16 protein-coding genes are annotated in these 22,434 nt (G+C 61.3%); 6 read left to right on the top strand and 10 right to left on the bottom strand.

Annotated features, from left to right (window positions below; all coding sequences use genetic code 11):
• Positions 1 to 30: 30 nt before the first annotated feature.
• The 3 genes from HU736_RS15265 to HU736_RS15255 all read left to right on the top strand — a co-directional run bounded on the left by HU736_RS15265 (position 31) and on the right by HU736_RS15255 (position 2,874).
• Complete coding sequence (locus HU736_RS15265) at positions 31 to 1,005, top strand: threonine/serine dehydratase (protein ID WP_186700704.1); 975 nt, start codon at positions 31 to 33, stop codon at positions 1,003 to 1,005.
• Entirely contained in the window at positions 1,002 to 1,949 is a 948-nt protein-coding gene (locus HU736_RS15260) for an ornithine cyclodeaminase family protein (RefSeq protein WP_186700702.1), read from the top strand. The genes HU736_RS15265 and HU736_RS15260 overlap by 4 nt, the downstream gene beginning before the upstream one ends.
• A 187-nt stretch (positions 1,950 to 2,136) precedes the next feature.
• Positions 2,137 to 2,874, top strand: coding sequence for a substrate-binding periplasmic protein (locus tag HU736_RS15255; protein WP_186700700.1), 738 nt, complete (start codon positions 2,137 to 2,139; stop codon positions 2,872 to 2,874).
• 9 nt (positions 2,875 to 2,883) lie between these two features.
• On the opposite strand, the gene yccS is transcribed toward HU736_RS15255, so the two are convergent.
• The 7 genes from yccS to HU736_RS15220 all read right to left on the bottom strand — a co-directional run bounded on the left by yccS (position 2,884) and on the right by HU736_RS15220 (position 13,897).
• Positions 2,884 to 5,067 (bottom strand): YccS family putative transporter, encoded by a 2,184-nt coding sequence (gene yccS / locus HU736_RS15250; RefSeq protein ID WP_186700698.1) that lies wholly within the window; start codon positions 5,065 to 5,067, stop codon positions 2,884 to 2,886.
• Positions 5,068 to 5,127: 60 nt separating this feature from the next.
• Entirely contained in the window at positions 5,128 to 6,309 is a 1,182-nt protein-coding gene (locus tag HU736_RS15245) for a BaiN/RdsA family NAD(P)/FAD-dependent oxidoreductase (RefSeq protein ID WP_103435807.1), read from the bottom strand.
• Positions 6,310 to 6,381: 72 nt separating this feature from the next.
• Positions 6,382 to 7,767 carry an ATP-dependent RNA helicase DbpA gene (gene dbpA, locus HU736_RS15240; protein ID WP_103435808.1) on the bottom strand — a complete coding sequence of 462 codons (1,386 nt, stop codon included), beginning with the start codon at positions 7,765 to 7,767 and terminating at the stop codon, positions 6,382 to 6,384.
• Positions 7,768 to 7,831: 64 nt separating this feature from the next.
• Positions 7,832 to 9,259 carry a multidrug transporter subunit MdtD gene (gene mdtD, locus HU736_RS15235; RefSeq protein WP_103435809.1) on the bottom strand — a complete coding sequence of 476 codons (1,428 nt, stop codon included), beginning with the start codon at positions 9,257 to 9,259 and terminating at the stop codon, positions 7,832 to 7,834.
• 30 nt (positions 9,260 to 9,289) lie between these two features.
• Positions 9,290 to 10,621: a TldD/PmbA family protein gene (locus HU736_RS15230; protein ID WP_186700696.1), complete on the bottom strand. Its 1,332-nt coding sequence runs from the start codon at positions 10,619 to 10,621 to the stop codon at positions 9,290 to 9,292.
• The gene (locus HU736_RS15225; protein ID WP_103435811.1) at positions 10,621 to 12,063 is read right to left on the bottom strand and encodes a TldD/PmbA family protein; all 1,443 of its coding nucleotides are present in this window, start codon (positions 12,061 to 12,063) and stop codon (positions 10,621 to 10,623) included. Before HU736_RS15225 ends, HU736_RS15230 begins: the two co-directional genes overlap by 1 nt.
• Before the next feature lie 31 nt (positions 12,064 to 12,094).
• Positions 12,095 to 13,897 (bottom strand): acyl-CoA dehydrogenase, encoded by a 1,803-nt coding sequence (locus HU736_RS15220; RefSeq protein ID WP_186700694.1) that lies wholly within the window; start codon positions 13,895 to 13,897, stop codon positions 12,095 to 12,097.
• Positions 13,898 to 14,121: 224 nt separating this feature from the next.
• Here HU736_RS15220 and HU736_RS15215 point away from each other — a divergent pair, with 224 nt between their 5' ends.
• Both HU736_RS15215 and HU736_RS15210 read left to right on the top strand, forming a co-directional pair.
• Entirely contained in the window at positions 14,122 to 14,493 is a 372-nt protein-coding gene (locus HU736_RS15215) for a hypothetical protein (protein WP_146047313.1), read from the top strand.
• 62 nt (positions 14,494 to 14,555) lie between these two features.
• Positions 14,556 to 14,927 (top strand): hypothetical protein, encoded by a 372-nt coding sequence (locus HU736_RS15210; RefSeq protein ID WP_146047314.1) that lies wholly within the window; start codon positions 14,556 to 14,558, stop codon positions 14,925 to 14,927.
• A 550-nt stretch (positions 14,928 to 15,477) separates the two neighbouring features.
• On the opposite strand, the gene HU736_RS15205 is transcribed toward HU736_RS15210, so the two are convergent.
• Both HU736_RS15205 and HU736_RS15200 read right to left on the bottom strand, forming a co-directional pair.
• Positions 15,478 to 16,371, bottom strand: coding sequence for a DMT family transporter (locus tag HU736_RS15205; RefSeq protein ID WP_186700692.1), 894 nt, complete (start codon positions 16,369 to 16,371; stop codon positions 15,478 to 15,480).
• Positions 16,372 to 16,385: 14 nt separating this feature from the next.
• Positions 16,386 to 17,258: an aspartyl/asparaginyl beta-hydroxylase domain-containing protein gene (locus HU736_RS15200; RefSeq protein ID WP_186700690.1), complete on the bottom strand. Its 873-nt coding sequence runs from the start codon at positions 17,256 to 17,258 to the stop codon at positions 16,386 to 16,388.
• Positions 17,259 to 17,375: 117 nt separating this feature from the next.
• On the opposite strand from HU736_RS15200, the gene HU736_RS15195 reads away from it, so the two are divergent.
• On the top strand, positions 17,376 to 18,260 hold the full coding sequence (locus tag HU736_RS15195; RefSeq protein ID WP_207073801.1) for a LysR family transcriptional regulator: 885 nt from the start codon (positions 17,376 to 17,378) through the stop codon (positions 18,258 to 18,260).
• Positions 18,261 to 18,346: 86 nt separating this feature from the next.
• Here HU736_RS15195 and putA read toward each other — a convergent pair whose 3' ends face one another.
• Complete coding sequence (putA, locus tag HU736_RS15190; RefSeq protein ID WP_186700688.1) at positions 18,347 to 22,300, bottom strand: trifunctional transcriptional regulator/proline dehydrogenase/L-glutamate gamma-semialdehyde dehydrogenase; 3,954 nt, start codon at positions 22,298 to 22,300, stop codon at positions 18,347 to 18,349.
• Positions 22,301 to 22,434: the final 134 nt, after the last annotated feature.

Raw genomic sequence — 22,434 nt, 5'->3', positions numbered from 1 at the left:
GGTGGCGCTCTGCCACCGAGAGCATTACTGATGATCGACGACCAAGCACTGCGCTCCCTGCAGCAGGCCATCACTGAAGCCCACACCGCGCTGCGTCCGCAGGTCGCGGTCACGCCGTTGACCTTGAGCAGCCGCCTGAGTGCTCTGAGCGGCTGTGAGGTTTACCTCAAGTGCGAGCACCTGCAGCACACCGGCTCGTTCAAATACCGCGGTGCCAGCAACAAGCTGCGCCTGCTTGACCCGGCCCAGCGCCAGCGTGGCGTCATCACCGCGTCCTCCGGCAACCACGGCCAGGGCCTTGCCTTGGCCGGCCAGGCACTGGGCGTGCCGGTCAGCGTCTACACCACCACGCAGGCCTCCAGCTACAAGCTGGAAGCAATGCGCGCACTGGGCGCCGAGGTCATCAGCCTTGATCTCGATCCGCTCGGCGCCGAACTGGAAGCCGGGCGCCAGGCGCAGGTGCAAGGCAAACCGTACGTGTCGCCGTACAACGACTACCAGATCATCGCCGGTCAGGGTACGGTCGGAATGGAACTGTTCGAGCAGCAGCCGGAGCTGGATGCGGTGTTCGTGGCTGTGGGCGGTGGTGGTCTGATTAGCGGTATTGCAGCGGCCCTGCATGGCCTGTCGGCGAAAACCCGCATCGTTGGTTGCTGGCCAGCCAACTCACCAGCCCTGCATGCCTCACTCGCAGCAGGGCGGATCATCGAGGTCGACGAGGAGGAGACTATCTCCGATGGCACCGCCGGCGGCGTCGAACCCGACAGCGTTACCCTCGGCCTGTGCCAACGGCTGTTGAGTCAGAGTGTGTTGGTCAGTGAGGCGCAGATCAAGGCTGCCATGCGTGAGGTCGCCGCCAGCGAGCGCTGGATCATCGAGGGCGCCGCAGGCGTGGCGATGGCCGGCATGCTGGCGCTGGCCGAGGAGTATCGCGGCAAGAAAGTCGCAGTCGTGCTGTGCGGCCGCAATATCGTGCTGGAGAAATACCTCGAGGCTATCGCATGAAGGTCTACGAGCTGCCGGCGATCATGGCCGCGCTGGATGTCCATCAGGCCATGTGCGCCATCGAACTGGGCTTTGTCGCTTATTCCGCAGGCCGGGTGCAGGTGCCACCGGTGCAGGCATTCGGCTTCCCTCAGGCAAATGGCGACTGCTGTATCAAATCGGCCTATGTCGAGGGCAGTGAGACCTTCACGGTCAAGGTTTCCACTGGTTTCTACAGCAACCCGCAGCAGGGCTTGCCGAGCAACGACGGGCTGATGCTGGTGCTCAGTGCCAGCACCGGCCAGCCGTTGGCGCTGCTGGCTGATCAGGGTTGGTTGACCTGCATGCGCACCGCCTTGGCTGGGCGCATCGCGGCACGGTTGCTGGCGCCGAACCGGGTCGAAGCGATCGGCATCCTTGGCACCGGCATGCAGGCGCGCTTGCAGCTGGAGCAGTTGCTGGCAGTCACCGCCTGCCGCGAGGTGCTGGTGTGGGGTCGTAGTGACGCCGCGCGGCGCGATTACAGGGCGTTTGCCGAGGCGCTGGGCTGCACTGTGCGCTGTATCGAGCAACCGCGGCTAGTGGCCGAGGCGGCCAACCTGCTGGTCTGCGCCACGCCTTCCCGCGAGCCGCTGCTGCAACGTGAATGGCTGCTGCCCGGCAGCCATATCACCGCGGTCGGTGCCGATGCATCAGGCAAGCAGGAACTGGCGGTGGAGCTGGTCGCCAGTGCTCAGCGGATCATTGTCGATTCGCGCCGCCAATGTAGCCAGTACGGCGAGGTGTCTCATGCGCTCAAGGCCGGTTTGATAGCCCCAAGCCAGCTGAGCGAACTCGGCGAGGTGCTGGCAGGGCACACGACCGGGCGCGAACACGACGGGCAACTGACCCTCGCCGATCTGACCGGCGTTGCGGTGCAGGATGCGCAGATTGCCCGCTGCGTGCTGGAGGTGCTGCAACGCTGACCAATTGGGCCTCGCAACGAGGCCTGATTATTGCTTTGGCAAGTAATCTGCCGCCTTGGCCAAAATAGAGGCCATTTGACATCATTGCCCGCTGTCGGCAGCACCGCGGATCTGTATTCTGCTCAGTATGACGGAGCACATGTTACCGTCATCCGCGGGAGCCCCCCATTGCCAAAAGGATTCGTGCATGCGGCCACTGCTGTGCCTTGCCGGGCTGTTGCTGGCGTTGCTGGCCTCGCCTGCAGCTGCAGAGCAAAAACTGCGTCTGGTTGCCGACAGCTGGCCGCCGTTCACCGACGCCAGCATGCCCGGCGGTGGCCTAGCGACCAGCCTGGTGACCACGGCGCTGATGCGCGCAGGCTTTACCAGTGAATACGAAGAAGTGCCTTGGGCGCGGGCGTTGAAAGGGTTGGGCGAAGGACGTTACGACGTGCTGGTCAACGCCTGGTACAACGAATCGCGCACCCAGATCGGGCAGTTTTCAAGTGCCTACCTGGGTAACCGTATCCGCTTGCTCAAGCGTCAGGGTGAGGCCTTCACTTATCAGCGCCAGGCTGACCTGTACCCCTACAGCATCGCCGTGGTGCGCGGCTATGCCTATTCGCCGAGCTTCGACGATGACAGCCGCCTGAGCAAGGTACAGGTGCGCAATTTCTCCTCAGCTGTGCGCATGCTGGCGGCCGGGCGGGTCAAGCTGGCAGTGGAAGACGAGTATGTTGCACGTTACAACCTGCAGCGCGAGCCGCAGCAAGTACGTGACTCGGTCAGTTTTGTCGATCCGCCGCTGGCTGAGAACAGCCTGCACATTCTGGTCAGCCTGCAGCACCCGCAACATCGGCAGATCGTGCAGCGCTTCGAGCGCGCGATTGCGGCCATGAAGGCCGATGGCAGCTATCAGCGCCTGCTGCGCCAGCATGGCTTCTAGAACCTTGGCTCAGCTCGGCGCACTTTCCTTGATCAAGTGCGCGGCCATGGTCCGCAGCGGGCCGAGCTGGCGGCAGATCAAGGCCAGCTGCGTCTGCACCAGGCGCTGATGCTCATCCAGCTCGTCCGGCATCTGCTCGAGGGCATTGGCCAAGGCTTCTTCTTCATCACTGTGAATCGCCACCGGCAGGCGCGCGGCCAGGCCGTTGGCGATCTGGTCGAGGCTGTTGGCCAGGCTGACCCCGGCACCGTCGATCAGTTGCTCGTGGACCTCTGGCGGCAGCGCCGTATCGCGGTGCGCACCTAGTCCTGACAGGTAGCTGAGCAAGGTGTGCGAGAGCACCAGGAAGCGGAAACCGACATCGGCTTCCTTACGGAAGTGGCCAGGCTCCATCAGCATGTTGGCCAGAGTAGTCGACAGCGCTGCGTCAGCGTTGTGCGCATTGCGCCGGGCCAGGCGATAGGCGAGGTCGTCGCGCTTGCCGTACGCATACTGCTGCATGATCTGGCGCAGGTACTCGCTGGCGCAGGTCAGGGTATTGGCCAGCACCTTGTTCAGCCGCCGCCCCTGCCAGTCGGGCAGGAACAGGAACACCGCCAGAATGGCGATCAGGCTGCCGACCAGGGTATCGAACAGGCGCGGCAGGAACAGGCCGTAACCGTCGCCGATCTGGTTGAAGCAGAACAGCACCATCAGCGTGATTGCCGCCGTGGCCAGGGTGTAGCGGGTGGTGCGGTTGACGAAGAACACCACCCCGGCAACCACCGCGAACAACGACTGCACCACCGGGTTGGGGAACAGGTCGAACAACGCCCAGCCGACCGTCAGGCCGATCGCCGTGCCGAAAATCCGCTGCACCAGCTTGCGCCGCGTCGCGCCATAATTGGGCTGGCAGACGAACAGCGTGGTGAGGATGATCCAGTAACCCTGGGTCGGGTGAATCAGATGCACCATGCCATAGCCGATCGACAGCGCCAGCGGCAGGCGCAGAGCATGGCGGAACAGCAGCGAAGTCGGCGTCAGCTGCGTGCGCAGGCGGCTCCAGACGTCCTTGAAGTTGCGCGGCGAGCGGTCCAGCAGGCTGCTGTCACTGGCATCGGCAAGGCCATCCGGGTTGCTGGCGTCGGCGAGCAGGCGGTCCAGCGTGGCGAGGTTGCCAGCCAGCGCCCGCAGCGAGCGCAGCAGGCCGCGCCAGGCTGGGTTGCTCTGGATGCGCAGGTGTTCCAGGGAGGCGTGCAGGTCTTCCAGCGCCTCGGCAAAACCGCTGCCGTAGACGAACGGCTGGCGCATGCGGATCGATTCCGACAGCTGCTGGCAGGCCGAGCCTTGCTGGCGCAGCAGGCGCTGGCAGCGGAACATCACGTCGCTGTGGAAAAACGCCTCGGCCAGAGCGTTGTACGGATAGTGCGAGGCACTCACGCGCTCGTGAATGTCCTGGGCCAGGAAATACAGCTTGAGGTAGCGGCTGACCTTCGAGTTGGGTTGGCTGTTGCCGACCCGGTGCAGGATGATCTCTTTGGCGGCGTTGAGGGCTGCGACCACCTTGCCGTTCTGCTGGGCCAGGTCCAGCCGTCGCGATTCCACTTCAAGGTTGCGAATTGGCTCGAACAGGTTGGCCTTGAGCTTGAGGTAGCGGCCCAGCTCGTAGAACAGCTTGGCCAGGCTCTGCTGCACCGGCTGATTGGAGAACAGCGCCTGCCACAGCACCGACAGCAGCCCATACCAGGCAGCGCCTGCCACCAGCAGCAAGGGCTCGTGCCAGAAGTCGGTGACCTCGCCGCCGCGCTGGTCGACGCCGATCATGGTGTACACCGAGAGGATCAAGGTCGCCGAGGCAATCGCGCCATAGCGCTCGCCTAAGGCGCCGAGCATGGTCAGGCAGAACGCCGCCAGGGCCAGGGCGAAGGCAAAAATCCAGGGGTAGGGGAACAGCAGCTCGACCGACAGCGCGGCGATGGCAAAACAGGCCAGGGTCACCAGCAGGGCGCTGAGGCGGCCCTGCCAGCCGTCGTCGGTCTCGGCCAGGGCGCTGGCTATGATCCCCAGAAACAGCGGGATCAACAGCTTCATTTCATCTTGATACCAACACAAGGCCATGCTGCCGGTGAGGGCGATGGTCACCCGGATGGCATAACTGAACTTGTCCTGGCCCCACAAACGACGCAGAGAATGACGAAACGAGCTCGATGACATAGTGGCCTGCTGGCAGTGATCGATGAGAACCTTTCAGGGCATTGCTGAAAGGATTCTACATTACACGAACTGCGCCGCGGCGTTGGCAGAAGCCCAGGCCCACTGGAAATTAAATCCGCCGAGATGGCCACTGACATCGAGCACTTCACCGATGAAATACAGCCCAGGGCTTTTCAGCGATTCCATGGTCTTGGACGACACTTCGCGCGTGTCGACGCCGCCCAGGGTGACCTCGGCCGTGCGATAACCTTCGGTGCCGGCCGGCACTACCTGCCAGCAGGCCAGCTTGTCAGCGATCTGTGCCAGCTCGGCCGGGGTGTACTGCTTCATCGGCTTTGATTCGAACCACTGCTCGGCCAGCAGGTTTGCCAGCTTGCGCGTGAACACCTCGCCGAGCACGGTCTTCAGCTCGCTGTTGGCGCGCTCGATTTGCTGGCTTTGCAGCCAGTCCAGCGCGTCACGGTCAGGCAGCAGGTTGATCTCGACGCTGTCGCCGGCCTCCCAGAACGAAGAAATCTGCAGAATCGCCGGGCCACTCAGGCCGCGGTGAGTAAACAGCAGGTTCTCGCGAAAGCTGCTGCCGTTGCAGCTGGCGGTGCAGTCCAGCGAGGTGCCCGAAAGCTCGGTGCACATGGCCTTGAGCTGCGGCTCGGTGATGGTGAACGGCACCAGCCCGGCACGGGTTGGCAGCAAGGTGTGGCCGAACTGGCGCGCTACCTGGTAGCCGAAGCCGCTGGCGCCCAACGTCGGGATCGATAACCCGCCGGTGGCGATCACCAGCGACTGGCAGGCGAACGGGCCGGCGCTGGTCTGCAGCCGATAACCCTCGGCGGTTTTCTCGATGGTCTCGATGCTGGTGTCCATGCGCAGGTCCACCCCTGCGGCGTTGCACTCGGCCAGCAGCAGGTCGAGGATGTCGCTGGATTTGTTATCGCAGAACAGCTGACCGAGCTTCTTCTCGTGATACGGCACCTGGTGCTTGGCCACCAGTTCGATGAAGTCCCACTGGGTATAGCGGGCCAGCGCCGATTTGCAGAAGTGCGGGTTGTTCGAGAGGAAGTTGCTCGGCTCGGTGTACATGTTTGTGAAGTTGCAACGCCCGCCACCCGACATGAGGATCTTCTTGCCCGGTTTGTTGGCATGGTCGAGCAGCAGCACACGGCGGCCACGATTGGCGCTGAGCTGAGCGCACATCAGGCCGGCGGCGCCAGCGCCGAGGATGATCACGTCGGTGGAGTGCACGGGGGTTACCTGGAATCAGTTGAACGAGGGTGAGGCCGACCCTGTGCCGCCGGCACAGGGTTGCTGCAGCTATCAGAGGATACGCACTCTCAGCGCGCGGCCCTTGATCTTGCCGCTGTTGAGGCGCTGCACGGCCTGCTTGGCCAATGCTCGCTCGACCGCAACGAAGGCCTGGAAGTCGAAGATGGCGATCTTGCCGACCTGCTTGCCAGGGATGCCGGCGTCGCCGGTCAGTGCACCGAGAATGTCACCCGGGCGCAGCTTGTCTTTACGCCCGGCGCCGATGCACAGAGTGACCATTACCGGCAGCAGCGGCTCGCCGCCCTGGCTCTTGAGGTTGTCCAGCTGTTCCCAGCGCAGGGGGCGCTTCTGTTGCTGCTCGATCGCCTGGGCGCGATGGCCTTCGGCGGGAGCGACCAAGCTGACGGCGACGCCCTTTTCGCCAGCACGGCCGGTACGGCCGACACGGTGTACGTGGATTTCGGCATCACGCGCCAGTTCGACGTTGATGACCATGTCCAGGCCGTCGATATCCAGGCCGCGCGCGGCAACGTCGGTGGCAACCAGCACCGAGATGCTACGGTTGGCGAACATCGCCAGCACCTGATCGCGGTCACGCTGCTCCAGGTCGCCATGCAGCGCCTGGGCAACGATGCCCTTGGCGGTCAGGTGGTTGACCACCTCGTCGCACTGCTGCTTGGTGAAGCAGAACGCCACGCACGATTCAGGGCGGTAGTGCGCGAGCACGCGGGTCAGCGCTTCAAGGCGCTGCTGCGGGTCGATCTCGATGAAGCTCTGCTCGATCTGGGTTTCGCTGTGCAGCGCGTCGACCTTGACCTGCTGCGGTTTGCGCATGAAGTCAGCGGCCAGTTGCTCGATGCCGCTCGGGTAGGTGGCCGAGAACAGCAAGGTCTGCCGGCGCGACGGCGTCTTGCCGATGATCGCGGCAATTGCGTCGAAGAAGCCCATGTCGAGCATGCGGTCGGCTTCGTCGAGCACCAGCGTGTTGAGCCCGTCGAGGACCAGCGTGCCCTTGTCCAGATGCTGCTGAACCCGGCCCGGAGTGCCAACGATGATGTGCGCGCCGTGCTCCAGCGAGGCGATCTGCGGGCCGAGCGAAACGCCACCGCAGAGGGTCAGGATCTTGATGTTGTCTTCCGCCCGGGCCAGCCGGCGCAGTTCTTTGGCCACCTGGTCAGCCAGCTCGCGGGTCGGGCACAGGACCAGTGCCTGGCAGCCGAAGTAGCGCGGGTTGAGCGGATTGAGCAGGCCGATGCCGAAGGCGGCAGTCTTGCCGCTGCCGGTCTTGGCCTGGGCGATCAGGTCCTGGCCACGCAGGATCACCGGCAGGCTCTGGGCCTGGATCGGGGTCATCGCGGCATAGCCGAGCGCCTCCAGGTTGGCCAGCATGGCGGCAGACAAGGGCAGAGAGGCAAATGCGGTGGATTCGGTGGTCACGAGGCGGGCCTGGGTAGCAAAGCGAAAAATGCCCGATAGTCTACCAGCCTCGTGGTCATTCCCCCTAAGGTTCGATCTCGGCTTCCGGACGACGGGCACGCCTGCCGTCGCTTGGCGCCAGTTGCAGGAAGATCGCCGCTGCCAGCATCGACATCAGGCCGATGGTGAAGAAGGTCAGCTGGAAGGCCCCCAGCACGCTCTCAACGCCATCGCCGTTACCAGCCGCGGTGAAGCCGCCGAGCAGGGCACCGGCACAGGCCACGCCCAGGCTCAAGGCCAGTTGCGCAACCACCGAAAGCAAGCCGTTGCCGCTGCTGGCACTGGCATCGTCGAGATCGATCAGGGTTACCGTGTTCATCGCGGTGAACTGCAGCGAGTTGACTGCACCGAGCAACGACAGCTGCACCAGCAACAAAGCATACGGCGTCTGCTCATCGACCAGGCCCAGGCTCGCCAGGAGGATGCCCAGCAGCACGGTATTGCCGGTGAGGATGATGCGGTAGCCGAGCCGCTCGATCAGCGGCCGTGCCACCGACTTGGCAACCATCGCCGCTGCTGCCAGAGGGATCATGCTCATGCCAGCCTGGGACGGCGAATAGCCCAGGGCGATCTGCAGCAGCAGCGGCACCAGGAAGGGCAGGGCACCGCTGCCCAGACGAGCGAACAGATTGCCGAGAATACCGATGGCGAAGGTGCGCACGCGGAACAGGCTGGGCGAGAACAGCGGCTCGGGATCGCGCCCGGCACGCAGCCAGTAGGCCGCCAGGCATGCCATGCCGGCAAACAGCAGCAACATCACCCGCAGGTGCGGCATGTGCAGCTCACCCAGGCCTTCCATGGCAATGGTGATCAGCACCATCGCTGCACCAAACAGGAGGAACCCAGGTGTATCGAAGGTCGTGCGCTCGCTGCCGCGCAGGTCGGGGATGAACTTCCACACCGCCCAACAGCCCAGCGCACCCACCGGCAGGTTGAGCAAGAAGATCCAGTGCCAGCTGAGGATTTCTACCAGCCAGCCGCCAACGGTCGGCCCCAGCAGCGGGCCGAGCAGGCCGGGGATGGTGATGAAGCTCATGATCCGCACCAGCTCTGAACGCGGGTAGGCGCGCAGCACCACCAGCCGCCCGACCGGCAGCATCAAGGCACCGCCCAGGCCCTGAACGATCCGCGCCCCGATCAGGAAACCGAGGCTGTTGGCCAGGGCGCACAGCAGTGAGCCAAAGCTGAACAAGAGGATCGCGCTGAAGAAGATCCGCTTGGTGCCAAAGCGGTCGGAGATCCAGCCAGAGGCCGGGATCAGCAAGGCCACGGTGAGCATGTAGGCGATGATCACCCCTTGCATGCGCAGCGGGTCTTCCTCGAGCGAGCGCGCCATCGCCGGCAGCGCAGTGTTGAGGATAGTGCCGTCGAGTGACTGCATGAAAAAGGCAATCGCCACCACCCACGGGATCCAGCGGGCGGTGACAGGGTCAAGCGGTGCGCGATCGGTCATGGCGGCCTCAAATCCTTCCAGGCGGCGGTGTTACAGAGTCAGGGTCATCGCTTTGACCAGCGCGCCCGGCAAATGACTCGATCCGGTTTGCCGTTGGCCGTAGGTGCTGGTCGAAAGGATCAGCTCACGCTCGGCAGTCAAGGCTTCGAGCTGCTGGCCGAGCAGGTTGTACAGGGTATCGTCGAAGCGCATGGTGCTGACCGGTCCCTGAATCTCGCCGTTCTTGACCCAGAAGGTGGCAAAGCGGGTCAGGCCGGTCATCCGTGCTGCTGGCAGGTCAGAGTAGTTCAGGTACCACAGGTTGCTGATGTACAGGCCGGTGCCCAGGCGCTGGAGGATGTCGGCGGTGGCCAACTCGCCCGGCGCCAGGCTCAGCGCGCAGGGTGACTCGTAGCTGTCGGCGCCGTTGGCGGCCAGCTTGAACTCCGCTGCGCTGCGGGCACTGACCAAGCGCTGCAGGCCGCGACCCTCGGCGATCAGTTGCAGGTCCTGGCGCTGCGAACCTTCGTCGGAAAACGCCGGGCTCAGCGAGCCACTGACCTGCTCGCTGATACTCACCAGCGGGCTCAATTGCGCATCGCCGCTGTACAGCCGCTGCAAGGCGCTGTTGCCGGTGGCCAGTGCCTGCGCGGAAAAACCGCCCCAGCAGAGCATGCCGGCGATTTCATCCATGGCCGCTGGCGCCAGGTAAGCGCGATAGCTGCCGGGCTTGAGCAGCACCCCAGGCAGGCCCAGATAGGCCAGTTGCTCGCGGGCCAGGCGCAAACGCTCGACAAAGGCAGCGGCGTCCCAGCTCTGGCCGGCATAGTTGGCTTTGACTGCCTCTCCGTTGGCGTGGAACAGGCTCCAGTCGAAGTTGAAACTGACCGCTTCATGCCAGCCAAACGCCCCGAACGAACTGGCAAAGCCGCGGCAGATCGGGCCGGCGGCGTAGATGCCGACCAAATCCAGTTCGGCAGCTTCGCGTTCGACCAGCGCCAGCACCTCGGCTGGGTCCGGCAGCGCCTGTTGTTGCAGGCTGTGCGACTGCCAGGCGCTGTCGTCCAGGCTCAGGTACGGGTCGACTGCCAGCAGCGGCAAGGTCTGGCGCAATTGCTTGAGGGCATCGTGCAGGCGCTGCTGGTCAAGCTCGGCATCGCCACACAAGGTGAATTGTTGCTCGGCCTGGCGGCCATTGTCGACCAGCCGGAGCTGGGCGCTGGCCTGGCTGACCACACCGGCCTGGCGCACCTTGGCATGGTTGAAACGAATGAACTGCGACTGCTCGGCGCTGAAACCGAGGGTGAACTGCTCGCCGTCGCGCAGGGCTGCACGCAAGGTCTGCAGCAGCTGCTGGAATTGCTCCTGGGGTGTGGCGCGCATCAGGCGTCTCCTCCGAATACATCGATCTGGCTGAACACACAGGCCGGCGACGCATGGCCGACCCGCACCACCTGATTGGGCTCGCCCTTGCCGCAGTTGGGGGTGCCGAGCACCTCGAAAGTGCTGCGGTCGCCGACTGCCGACAGGTCGCGCCAGAACTGCGCCGAAATACCGCGGTAGTTAGGGTTCTTGACCACGCCCTTGAGTTGGCCGTCTTCAATCAACTGGCCCCACTCGCAGCCAAACTGAAACTTGTTGCGCGCATCGTCAATCGACCACGAGCGGTTGGTGCGCATCAGGATGCCCTGCTCGATACCGCCAATCAGCTGCGCCAGCGACTGCTCGCCGGGTTCGATATTGAGGTTGGCCATGCGGTCGATCGGCGCGCGGTTCCAGCTGCAGGCGCGGCTGTTGGCGACCCCATCAAGCCCGGAGCGGAACTGCGACAGCGCGCCCCCGAGCGGGCGCAACAGCCTGCCCTGACGGATCAGGAACTGCTTGCTGGCGGCCGTGCCGTCATCGTCGTGGCTGTAGCTGGCCAGCTCTTCGGCGATGGTCGGGTCGAAGGTCACGTTGAGCAGGTTCGAGCCATACTGGAGCTGGCCGAAGTCGCTGGCTTTGACGAAACTGGTACCGGCGTAGTTGCGCTCGTCGCCCAGAATTCGGTCCATCTCCAGCGGGTGGCCGATCGACTCGTGGATCTGCAGCATCATCTGGTCAGGCATCAGCAACAGGTCGCGCTTGCCGCTCGGCGTGTTGGGCGCCAGCAACAGTTGCAAGGCCTGATCGGCAACCTGCGTCGCGGCACCGATCAGGCCGCAGCGCTCGATGATCTCGAAACCGCCCTGCTGGCCAAAATTGTCCCGGCCCAGGCTGCGGCTCTGGCTGTCCTGGCCGTCGCTGGCAGTGACGCCCATGCCCGGAAACAAAAAGCGCTGGGCGTGACGCAGTTCGGCGCCGGCCGAGTTCAGGTAGGTCTGTTCGACTTCGCTGATACCCAGGCTCGCCTGCCAGTCGACCAGGCGGTTGTCCGTCGGCACGCTGGCCGATTCGGCGGCGAGCAGGCCCAGGCAATCGGCCAGGTTTGGCAGCGGCTGAATGAAGTTGGGGGAGACATGGTCATGGCGCTCGCTCGGCACCGCTTGCGTACTCAAGTCCAGCAGGCTGTGCCGGGCGATCTGCCGGGCCAGCGCTTCGGCTTGCTCCAGCGCCCGTTGCAAGCCGCTTTGCGAAAGATCGGCGGTGGCCGCGTAGGCCTCCACACCGTTGATGCGCACGGTGAGCATGGCGCCTTCGTCCTGATTGAAGAACGGTGGCTGGGCAACATTGCGGCGCACCGCCAAGCCTTGATAGGACTGCTTGACGTGGCGCAGCGAAAACACCTCGGCCGTACTGCGCAGCGCAGCAAAGCGCTGACGCAGCAGGGCGCTGGAATCGAACATGGGCAGAACTCCGTGAACGCGGCGGCTCCCCCTAGAACCACCCTTCGTGCATGCTCAGGCAGGTGTCATCACGGGCCTCGAGCAGTGCCAGCTCAGTATGGCAGCCTGGTACTTCCCAAGTCAGGAAATAACGCGCCGCCTGCAACTTGCCACGATAGAAGTCGTGGTCGGCCGCCGCGCCGTTGACCAGCCCGCGCTCGGCATGCAGCGCCTGCTCCAGCCAGCGCCAGCCAATCACGCAATGGCCAAATACCTTGAGGTACAGCGCCGAGTTGGCCAGCGCCAGGCTGACCTTGCCAGCGGCCATATCACCCAGCAAAGCCAGAGTGACGGCCTGCAGCCGATTGACCAACTGCTCGAGCGGCTGGCGCAGCTCATCCAGCGCCGGGTGATGGCTGGCGCGTTCGGCGGTGGCAGCCATCAGCCGAATCAGCTGCTTGAGCCCGGCGCCGCCGTTGTGCGCCAGCTTGCGCCCGAGCAGGTCGAGCGACTGAATGCCATGCGTGCCCTCGTGGATCGGGTTCAGACGGTTGTCGCGGTAGTACTGTTCGACCGGGTACTCGCGGGTATAGCCGTGGCCGCCAAGAATCTGGATCGCCAGCTCATTGGCCTTCAGGCAAAACTCCGAGGGCCAGGATTTGACGATCGGCGTCAGCAGGTCGAGCAATGCCTGGGCCTGCTGGCGCTCGCTGGCGCTGGGCGCTGTGTGGGTATCGTCGAACAGACGTGCGGCATACAAGCCCAGATCGAAGGCGCCTTCAACGTAGGCCTTCTGCGTCAGCAGCATGCGCTTCACATCGCTGTGGGCAATGATCGGCACCGCCGCGCTGAGTGGGTCCTTGTTGTCCGGCAGGCGCCCTTGCGGGCGCTGGCGGGCGTAGTCTAGCGAGTACAGATAACCGGCATAGCCAAGCATCACCGCGCCCATGCCGACGCCGATCCGCGCCTCGTTCATCATCTGGAACATACAGGCCAGGCCATGATGCGGCTGGCCGAGCAGGTAGCCGACACAGTTGCTTTGATCGCCGAAATTCAGTGCCGTCGAGGTGGTGCCACGCCAGCCCATCTTGTGGAACAGCCCGGCCAGCAGCACATCGTTGCGCGGGCCCAGGCTGCCATCGGCATTGGCCAGGTACTTGGGCACGATAAACAGCGAAATGCCCTTCACCCCGGCCGGCGCATCCGGCAGCTTGGCCAGCACTAGATGGACGATGTTCTCCGACAGCTGATGGTCGCCGCCAGAGATGAAGATCTTGTTGCCCTTGATCCGGTAGCTGCCATCGCCAGCCGGTTCGGCGCGGGTGCGGATATCCGCCAGTGACGAGCCAGCATGGGGTTCGGTCAGGGCCATGGTGCCGAAGTAGCGCCCCTCGATCATCGGCTGCAGGAACAAGCGCTTCTGCTCATCGCTGCCGAAACTCTCGATCAGGTTGGCGGCGCCCATGGTCAGAAACGGGTAGGCCGTAGTGCCCGCGTTGGCGGCCTGGAAGTGCGCGAAACAGGCTTGCGAGAGCAGGCTCGGCAACTGCATGCCACCGACCTCGAAATCGCGGTTGGCATTGAGGAAACCCGCCTGCAAAAAGGCATCGACCGCAGGCTTCACCTCGGCAATCAACTCGGCCCGGCCATCCACGTAGCGCGGTTCATTTTCGTCGGCCTTCCGGTTGTGCCCGGCGAAGTACTTCTCGGCGATGGTGCGCGCAGTGGCCAACGCCGCATCGAAGGTTTCCCGGCTGTGCTCGGCGAAGCGTGGGCGCTGGGTCAGGGCCTCGGCGTCGAGAACTTCGTAGAGCTCGAAAGCCAGGTTGCGGGAGCTGAGCAGGGTTTCGGACATGCTGGCGGGTCCAGTGATGGGGTTGGTGCAAGGCTATGCGTGAATTTGCCGTGGCACTAGAACAATAGGTCCTAGTGATGGGGCATCACAGAGTGGGGGGAGGGCGATCGGAAACTTCCTACATGCTTCTCGGATTTCTTGGCGAGACAGAAACGCCTCACAAGTTGTAGATATTGTCCCTTTGTAGGGGGAAATATGGACAGATTGATTCGCTGGAATGATGTGTGGAAAGAAGATCTCCTGCTGGATCGCTGAGTTTTGGTCCTGGGAAGTGGAAGATAATGGATGTGCGTAGAAGGAAAATAGCTTCAGGTGCAGCTTTTTTTGGAAATTTTCTGGCGTCGCTTAGTGATGAGGGGCGAGTGTTCTTGAGCGATGGAAAAGACTATGCGAACACTACGAGGGTCGTGACGCAAAAATGGGTGCCTCTAGGCGATGAGGAACTTTATATTGCGGCGTCCTCGGCGATATATAAGTGTGGAGAAGTCAAAGAAACAGTGCAAATTTATGTACAGGGAGACGATGCGTGGGAGGTGTCGGGCAGCGTGTGGTATTGGCGCCGTGTAATTGCAGACGAGGTATATGAACTGAAATGACAAGTCGTCTACAGATCTCGTCAGGTCGGAAGATACGGTTGATTCAAATGCTATGGGGAGGGATGGATGCGCTTTATGTAGCGTTCCTTGTGTATGGCAGTTTGAAACGCGGCAGAGTTCCGATCTTGGGTGATTTTTATTCTGGTTTAGAAAGTATGCAGTGCTGGGGTGGTGGGCTGGAGTTTTTAATATGGCTCGGCGCTGCAGTCCAGATCTCAGTTATCGTGACGTGCGTGTTGTTCCTTGCTGGAAGAACGTACGCTTTATATCTCGCAGTTATCCAATTCCCAGGTAGGTTGATGTTTGCGATCCCCTCGTTTTCCCTACTCCTCGTTATTCCAGGTATTAATGCCTGGCTTTGGATGGTGATTTTTTTAGCTTTCGAGGCAATCAAAGGCTGGAGCCTGTGGTGGCTATGGCGCAACCGGACGTGATTAATTTGGTGTCGGTGAGTGGGGGCTAGAATTGGTGCTTCGTGCGTCATTGGGCATTGATGACGCCGAGTCGGGAGTGCGGCGGTGATTGCGCTGGCGTTGCGTAAGTGGACGGTGGCCAGGCGCGGATTGGTGTAGCTGCTGCTGGTTTTGGGGCCGCTTCGCGGCCCTTTCGCGACACAAGGCCGCTCAACCGCGTTCAGTCGGCATACACGGGCCAGGCACCTCGTCCCGCTGCCATGCGCGGTCATCTGGAGCGGCCTTGTGTCGCGAAAGGGCTGCGCAGCAGCCCCAATTACAGGCGACGTCGACCTAGAATCAGCCGGTAGTCACCAGGTTGAATTTGCTACTCAGTAGTCAGCAGGTGTTGATGCCACGTGAACTTAGTGTGCTGCCTGTGGCGCACAATCAGTTTTATTTGATCTGATGTCTCGGATTTTCCCTCTACCGTGTAGTCCATTTCCCAAACCGGCGCTCAGATGCCTCAGGCCATTGCGACGAGTTGCGTTGCGAACTACGATCGGGTGGCGGGGTTGAAGAAGAGCAGAAACTATTGTTTTTCGATTGTGGGTGTATCCGGCTTAGCTTGCGTCGCTCCAAAGCCCTTTACCGCTACCATGACCAAACAAGCCCCCAACAGGGTTAACCAATTAATCTTGTTGCCAAATGCAAGGTAATCCATTGCCATGGTTATGACGGGGACCATATAGAAGAGAACACCCACCTTGCTGGCGGAGTTTCTGGCGAGCATCTTGAATAGCAGGACAACAGCGAGCGTGGATACAACCGTGGACATCCATAGTGCCGAAACGACAAACGTAGGCGTCAAGCTCAGTCGTATATCCGTAAACGGCAGCACCGCCAGGAAGGTAGTCGAAGCAATGAGCGCATGATAAAAAGCGGCGGTCACGGGATTGATCGTGGTGTTCTTCTGCAGGACCGCACCGGCCGTTATGGCGAGCACCGACCCCAAACCAAAACATAGTCCTATGGCAGTTATCGATCCTAGTTCACGGGCGCCGAGTAGCGCGATCGTCAGGCCTGATAACCCCAACAAAAGATATAGGCTGCCAGCCCTGCCAATCCGTTCGCTGGCAAAAATTGGGGTGAGGAGAGGTTGGAACCCGAGGATCAGTGCAAGTACCCCCGGCGACATGTGATGGTTCAAGGCAAAGAAGTAGGCTGCTTGATAGGCTACTTGTAAAAGTACACCGACACCCATCACTCGAATCAAAAGGGCTTTTGGTAATAGCAGGCTCTCTTTCAACTTGTAGTGCGGCGCGGTCAGCCAGCAAGCAATGAGCAAGGCCAGCACTGCGCCAACAGAGCGAATTGTAAGAAAAACAGAGACTGACGCATCCTCGAGGCCGAGCTTTACGAAGATAGCTCCGCTGCTCCACATCAGTAAAAAAGCCAGGGGGTAATATTTTTCTGCTGTGGTCATAGCGGAGCTCACGATCAGGCGTTCCAGTCGTTTATTGCATAGCGCTGACCAATATCTCTCTGTTCGATGAGATAGCGGCGCAGCCCGACAGCCTTGTCAATTATTTCTAGGTTGTCGGCTTGCCTAGCGGCGCTGATGATCCAGTCATAGCAGGATGAGACTGGAAGGTCATAGATAAAATGGTACTTTGATAATGCGAATACAATGTCTTTGAAGGTATGGCGATTTATGATTTTTGATGTGGCGGAAATGATCTCCGATACGTGCGTTGTGTGTAGCGGTTGGCGCTCGATATAGGTGGTGTGGCAATCAAAGTCAATAGCGGCTTGAGCTCCAAAAATATCGGTGTCGACAAAGGCATCTTCAAACATGAAGTCCAAGCAGAGAAACATACGGCTGTGTAATCCAAAATTTACTGCTGCATGGCTTATTCCTGCATCGAGGTACCAGACTTCGCCTGCCCTCATCTGGAACACACCGTGCTCGTCAGAGTGGAAGGATTCGTCATTGTCCTCAAGGGCAACAAAGACCCTGAAATATTTGGTTTTCTGGCCAAGTTCCACGAAGTCGCGGTGCGGTATCACCAGTCCGTCAACGAGGCTCCTGGCGCGAACCATTTGGAGGTTATCGAACTTAAAATGTGTATGGATGAACTCGCGAAGGTGCAAGCATGCCAATGCATGCTCAGTAGGTAAACAGTGGTCTGTGCTCCTGTACTGAGTGTCGGAAGCGTCGCCGCTCGCATTATAGATGGATAGGTTTTTCCAATGGCCTTGTCCAAATTCATCGTACTCTTCAGGCTGCTTGGTTACGGAATTGAGATGCTCGATGTCCCTGGTTAAGTTGTAGTCCCGGAGGTCGATTTTCCCGATGATTCTAGATGGCATGCTATGGCTCCATTTGAGAAGCTCGCATGCTAAGTCATTGTTTGATCAAGTGATCGCTAATAATTATGATGCAACCCATCTCGGAATGTGATGATAGAGCTTCGAATGAACCTTGATATGAATCAGCTGCGCACATTCGTTACCGTGGCGGAATTAAAGAGCTTTTCCAGAGCCTCGGAAAAACTGTGTCGCGTCCAGTCAGCCGTAAGCCAGCAGATCCAGAAGCTTGAAGCTCATCTAGGCGCTGACCTGTTTGTCAGGGGCAAGAAAGCGTTGGCGTTGACGGCCAAAGGCGACGAGATGCTTGTTCATGCTGTCAGAATCCTGGAGATGAATGATCAAGCCGTCGCCACGATGACCGACATGAGCTACAAGGGGCAGGTCAAGGTTGGGACGTCTGACGCCTACGTCTCCAGTTTCTTCTCGGATATTATCAAGCGGTGTGCTGCGCGTTTTCCTGACATGGAGATTGAAGTGCACTGTGGTTACAGTAGCCAGATTTGGGAGCGCTATCTGTCCGGTGAACTGGATGTAGTGTTGACGCAGGGTAGGCCTCCGGCGGTGTCATCTGAGCTTCTCCATTCTGAAGAGCTTAAGTGGGTCTGCGCTAAGGGCAGCAATGCCTTGGCACAAAGTCCGGTGCCCTTGGCACTTTTTACTAAGGGCTGCGGCGACAGGGACTTGATACTGCAAGCTCTGCAGCGTGTTAGAAAGGCCTATCGAGTAAGTTACAACAGCACCAGTTATGCAGGTATTGTCGCGGCATTGGCATCCGGGTTCTACGTGTCTGCGGTCTTGATGAGTACGGTTGACGAAGACTTTCAAGTCTTGACAGGGGTTGATGGCTTCCCAGTGATAGGTAACCTGGATATCACGCTTGCTTATCATGATAAATCCAAAGGCTCGCTTTCCAGTGCCTTTGCCGATATTTCCAGAAGTTACTTTGGTTCCATGAGCGCAAGCGGTCTTTTGGTGGAACCCAAAGCGGTACAGTCCCAGTGATCTGTTCGTCGGTTAACGCACCATTCTGAAAGTCATAAAAAAAGGAGAGCCAAAGCTCTCCTTTTTTGCTTACTGCCGTGCCGGTGTCAGCCGATCGTCATCAAGCTCGCGTTACCCCCTGCCGCAGCGGTGTTGACGCTCACTGCGCGCTCGATCACCAAACGCTCCAAGGCAATCTGCTGATCGCCGCTGGACAACCCGTGCACACCGACAATCGCCCCGGCGCGCTTGGCTACCTGTTCGCACACGGCGCGCAGTTGGTCCGAGTGGCCGTGGTGGATAACAGCATCGAACGCTACTTCATCCTTGGTCCAGTCGGCTACCAGCTTGACCTTGCCTTGCAGCTCTTTAGGCAGGCGCGCACGCAGGCTCTTGGCCGGCTCGCCGTCGACGCATACCGCCGAGCTGCCTACAGCCAGTACTGCAGCCAATTGAGCCAGCAGGTCAGCTTCATTGTCTGCCAGGCACAGCACATGCTCGCGCGGCAGGATGGTGTAGCTGTTGCGCTCGCCGGTCGGGCCCGGCAGCAGGCGGGTGATGCCGCTCTGTGATTGCTCTGCGAACTGCTCGCAGAGGCTGGCCAGGTCGCTCAGCTGGTTGCTTTCGGCCCAGGCTTTAAGGCTGTGCAGCGGCTTGATCAATTGATCGCGCAGGACGCTGTCGACCTTGCTGGTAGCATCGGCCTCCTTGAACTGGCGAGCCACGGCGTCGACCGGGCGGGTCGACAGCAGGCGGTACAGGTACAGCGGGCCGCCGGCTTTCGGGCCGGTGCCGGACAGGCCTTCACCACCGAACGGCTGCACGCCTACTACGGCACCGACGATGTTGCGGTTGACGTACATGTTGCCGGCGTTGACGGTATCCACAACCTTGGCGATGGTTTCGTCGATGCGGGTGTGTACGCCCAGGGTCAGGCCGTAGCCGGAGGCGTTGATCTGCTCGAGCAGTTGGTCGAGGTTGCGGCGGTTGTAGCGCACTACGTGCAGTACCGGACCGAAGATCTCGCGCTTGAGTTCGTCGAAGCTGTCCAGCTCGATCAAGGTCGGCATGACGAAGGTACCGCGTTTGCATTCGGCAGCATCGGCGATGGCCACCTGATACACGGCGCGGCCTTTTTCGCGCATGGCCTGGATGTGCTTCTCGATACCCGCCTTGGCTTCAGCGTCGATTACCGGGCCGATGTCCACCGACAGGCGCTCCGGGTTGCCCTGGCGGTTTTGCGCCATGGCGCCCTTGAGCATTTCGATCACGCGGTCGGCGGAGTCTTCCTGCAGGCACAGAACGCGCAGGGCCGAGCAACGCTGACCGGCGCTGTCGAATGCCGAGGAAACCACGTCGATCACCACTTGCTCGGTCAAGGCCGACGAGTCGACGATCATCGCGTTCTGCCCGCCGGTTTCGGCGATCAGCGGGATCGGTCGGCCTTGAGCGTCGAGGCGGCCAGCGATATTGCGTTGCAGCAGGCGGGCGACTTCGGTCGAACCAGTGAACATCACACCTTTGACCCGCTCGTCACCGACCAGACCGGCGCCGACGGTTTCACCGCGGCCTGGCAGCAGTTGCAGCACACCCTCAGGTATGCCGGCTTCAAGCATCAAGCGCACCGCTTGCGCAGCGATAAGCGGAGTTTGCTCGGCAGGCTTGGCCAGCACAGGGTTACCGGCAGCCAAGGCCGCAGCAACCTGGCCGCTGAAGATCGCCAGCGGGAAGTTCCACGGGCTGATGCACACCACCGGGCCCAATGGGCGGTGGGCGTCGTTGCTGAAGTTGTTGCGGGCCTGTACCGCGTAGTAACGCAGGAAATCCACCGCTTCGCGGACTTCGGCAATGGCGTTGGCGTAGGTCTTGCCGGCTTCACGCACCAGCAGGCCCATCAACGGCTGGATCTCGGCCTCCATCAGGTCGGCACTGCGCTCGAGGATCGCTGCACGCTCGGCTGGTGGCGTCGCTTGCCAGATCGGCGCAGCGTTCAGCGCGCACTGGATGGCGTTGTCAACATCAATGACGGTGGCTTCCTGCACATGACCGACGACGTCGCGATGATCGGACGGGTTGATCACCGCTGCCGCCACTTCCTGGCTGCTAGCGCAACCCAGCATCGGTGCGGCTTTCCACTCGGTGTGAGCGGTTGCCAGCAAGGCGCAGGACAACGACGCCAGGCGATGTTCGTTGGCCAGGTCGATACCGGCCGAGTTGGCCCGCTCGCTGCCATACAAGTCACGCGGCAGCGGGATGCGCGGGTGTGGCAGGCCGATGCTGCCTTCCTGGGCCGCCATCTGCTCGATATTGGCGACCGGGTCGGAGACCAGCTCTTGAATCGAAATCGAGTGGTCGGCAATACGGTTGACGAACGAGGTGTTGGCGCCGTTTTCCAGCAGGCGTCGCACCAGATAGGCCAGTAGCGTCTCGTGGGTACCGACCGGGGCATACACCCGGCACGGACGGTTCAGCTTGCCATCGGCAACTTTGCCCACCACTTGTTCGTAGAGCGGCTCGCCCATGCCGTGCAGGCACTGGAACTCGTACTGGCCCGGGTAATAGTTCTGCCCGGCGATGTGGTAGATGGCCGACAGGGTGTGGGCGTTGTGGGTAGCGAACTGCGGGTAGATGGCTTCTGGCACCGACAGCAGCTTGCGTGCGCAGGCGATGTAGGAAACGTCGGTGTACACCTTGCGGGTGTAGACCGGATAGCCTTCCAGACCTTCGACCTGGGCGCGCTTGATTTCGCTGTCCCAGTAGGCGCCCTTGACCAGGCGGATCATCAAGCGATGGCGGCTGCGCTTGGCCAGGTCGATGACCGAGTCGATCACGTACGGGCAACGCTTCTGATAAGCCTGGATGACAAAACCGATACCGTTCCAGCCAGTCAGCGATGGCTCGAAGCACAGGCGCTCGAGCAGGTCCAGCGACAGCTCGAGGCGGTCGGCTTCTTCGGCGTCGATGTTCAGTCCGATGTCGTACTGCTTGGCCAGCAAGGTCAGCGATAGCAGGCGCGGGTACAGCTCGTCCATCACCCGCTCGTATTGCGCGCGGCTGTAGCGAGGGTGCAGCGCGGAAAGCTTGATCGAGATGCCCGGGCCTTCATAGATGCCGCGGCCATGGGAGGCCTTGCCGATCGAGTGGATCGCCTGCTCGTAGGAGGCCAGGTACTTCTGTGCGTCATGCTCGGTGAGTGCGGCTTCACCGAGCATGTCGTAGGAATAACGGAAGCCTTTGGACTCGAAGCGGCTGGCGTTGGCCAGGGCTTCGGCGATGGTTTCGCCGGTGACGAACTGCTCACCCATCAGACGCATGGCCATGTCGACGCCCTTGCGGATCATCGGTTCGCCACTTTTGCCGATGATGCGCGTCAGCGACGAAGTCAGGCCGGATTCGTTGTGGGTCGAGACCAGCTTGCCGGTCAGCAGCAGGCCCCAGGTTGCTGCGTTGACGAACAGCGACGGGCTGTTGCCCAGGTGCGGGTGCCAGTTGCCGGTGCTGATCTTGTCGCGGATCAGCGCGTCGCGGGTGCCTTTGTCGGGGATGCGCAGCAGGGCTTCGGCCAGGCACATGAGAGCAACGCCTTCCTGTGACGACAGCGAAAACTCCTGCAACAGGCCCTGAACGATACCGGCACGACCGCTGGCGCTCTTCTGGTTACGCAGCTTCTCGGCGATGCCCGAGGCGAGCTTGTTGGTGGCTTCGGCCTGGGCAGTGGTCAGGCGCGCCTGCTCCAGCAGCATCGGCACCATTTCCTGCTCGGGGCGACGGTAGGCCGAAGTGATGGCAGCACGCAGTACCGATTGCGGCAGGATGCTTTCAGCGAACTCGAGGAAGCATTGATGGCTATGCTCAGGCTGTACCTCGCCGGCGTCGTCACTGAGGTTGGCACCATGGCCATTGATTTCGTGCAGGGTCGCGCCACCCTCGAGCTTCTCCAGGTAATTGAAGATAGCCTGCTTGATCAACCAATGCGGCGTGCGGTCAATCGACTGCGCAGCTGCCTTGAGTCGCTCACGGGTAGGGTCATCGAGTTTGACCCCAAGGGTGGTAGTCGCCATTTCTTGTCCTCATTATTGCCACTTGTTGTGGCTTTAGCTGAGGCCAAGATTAGCGCTAGCCAATTGCGGGTGCAACCTGGTGCAACCCGTTTTTTTATAGTTTGAGGTGCAACTCGTCTGGCGCGTGGTTTTAG

This window comes from Pseudomonas shirazensis, assembly GCF_014268785.2.
In the GTDB taxonomy this organism is placed as follows: Bacteria; Pseudomonadota; Gammaproteobacteria; order Pseudomonadales; family Pseudomonadaceae; genus Aquipseudomonas; species Aquipseudomonas shirazensis.
The sequence above is the reverse complement of the archived record's forward strand: the minus strand, read 5'-3'. Positions and strand labels throughout refer to the sequence as shown.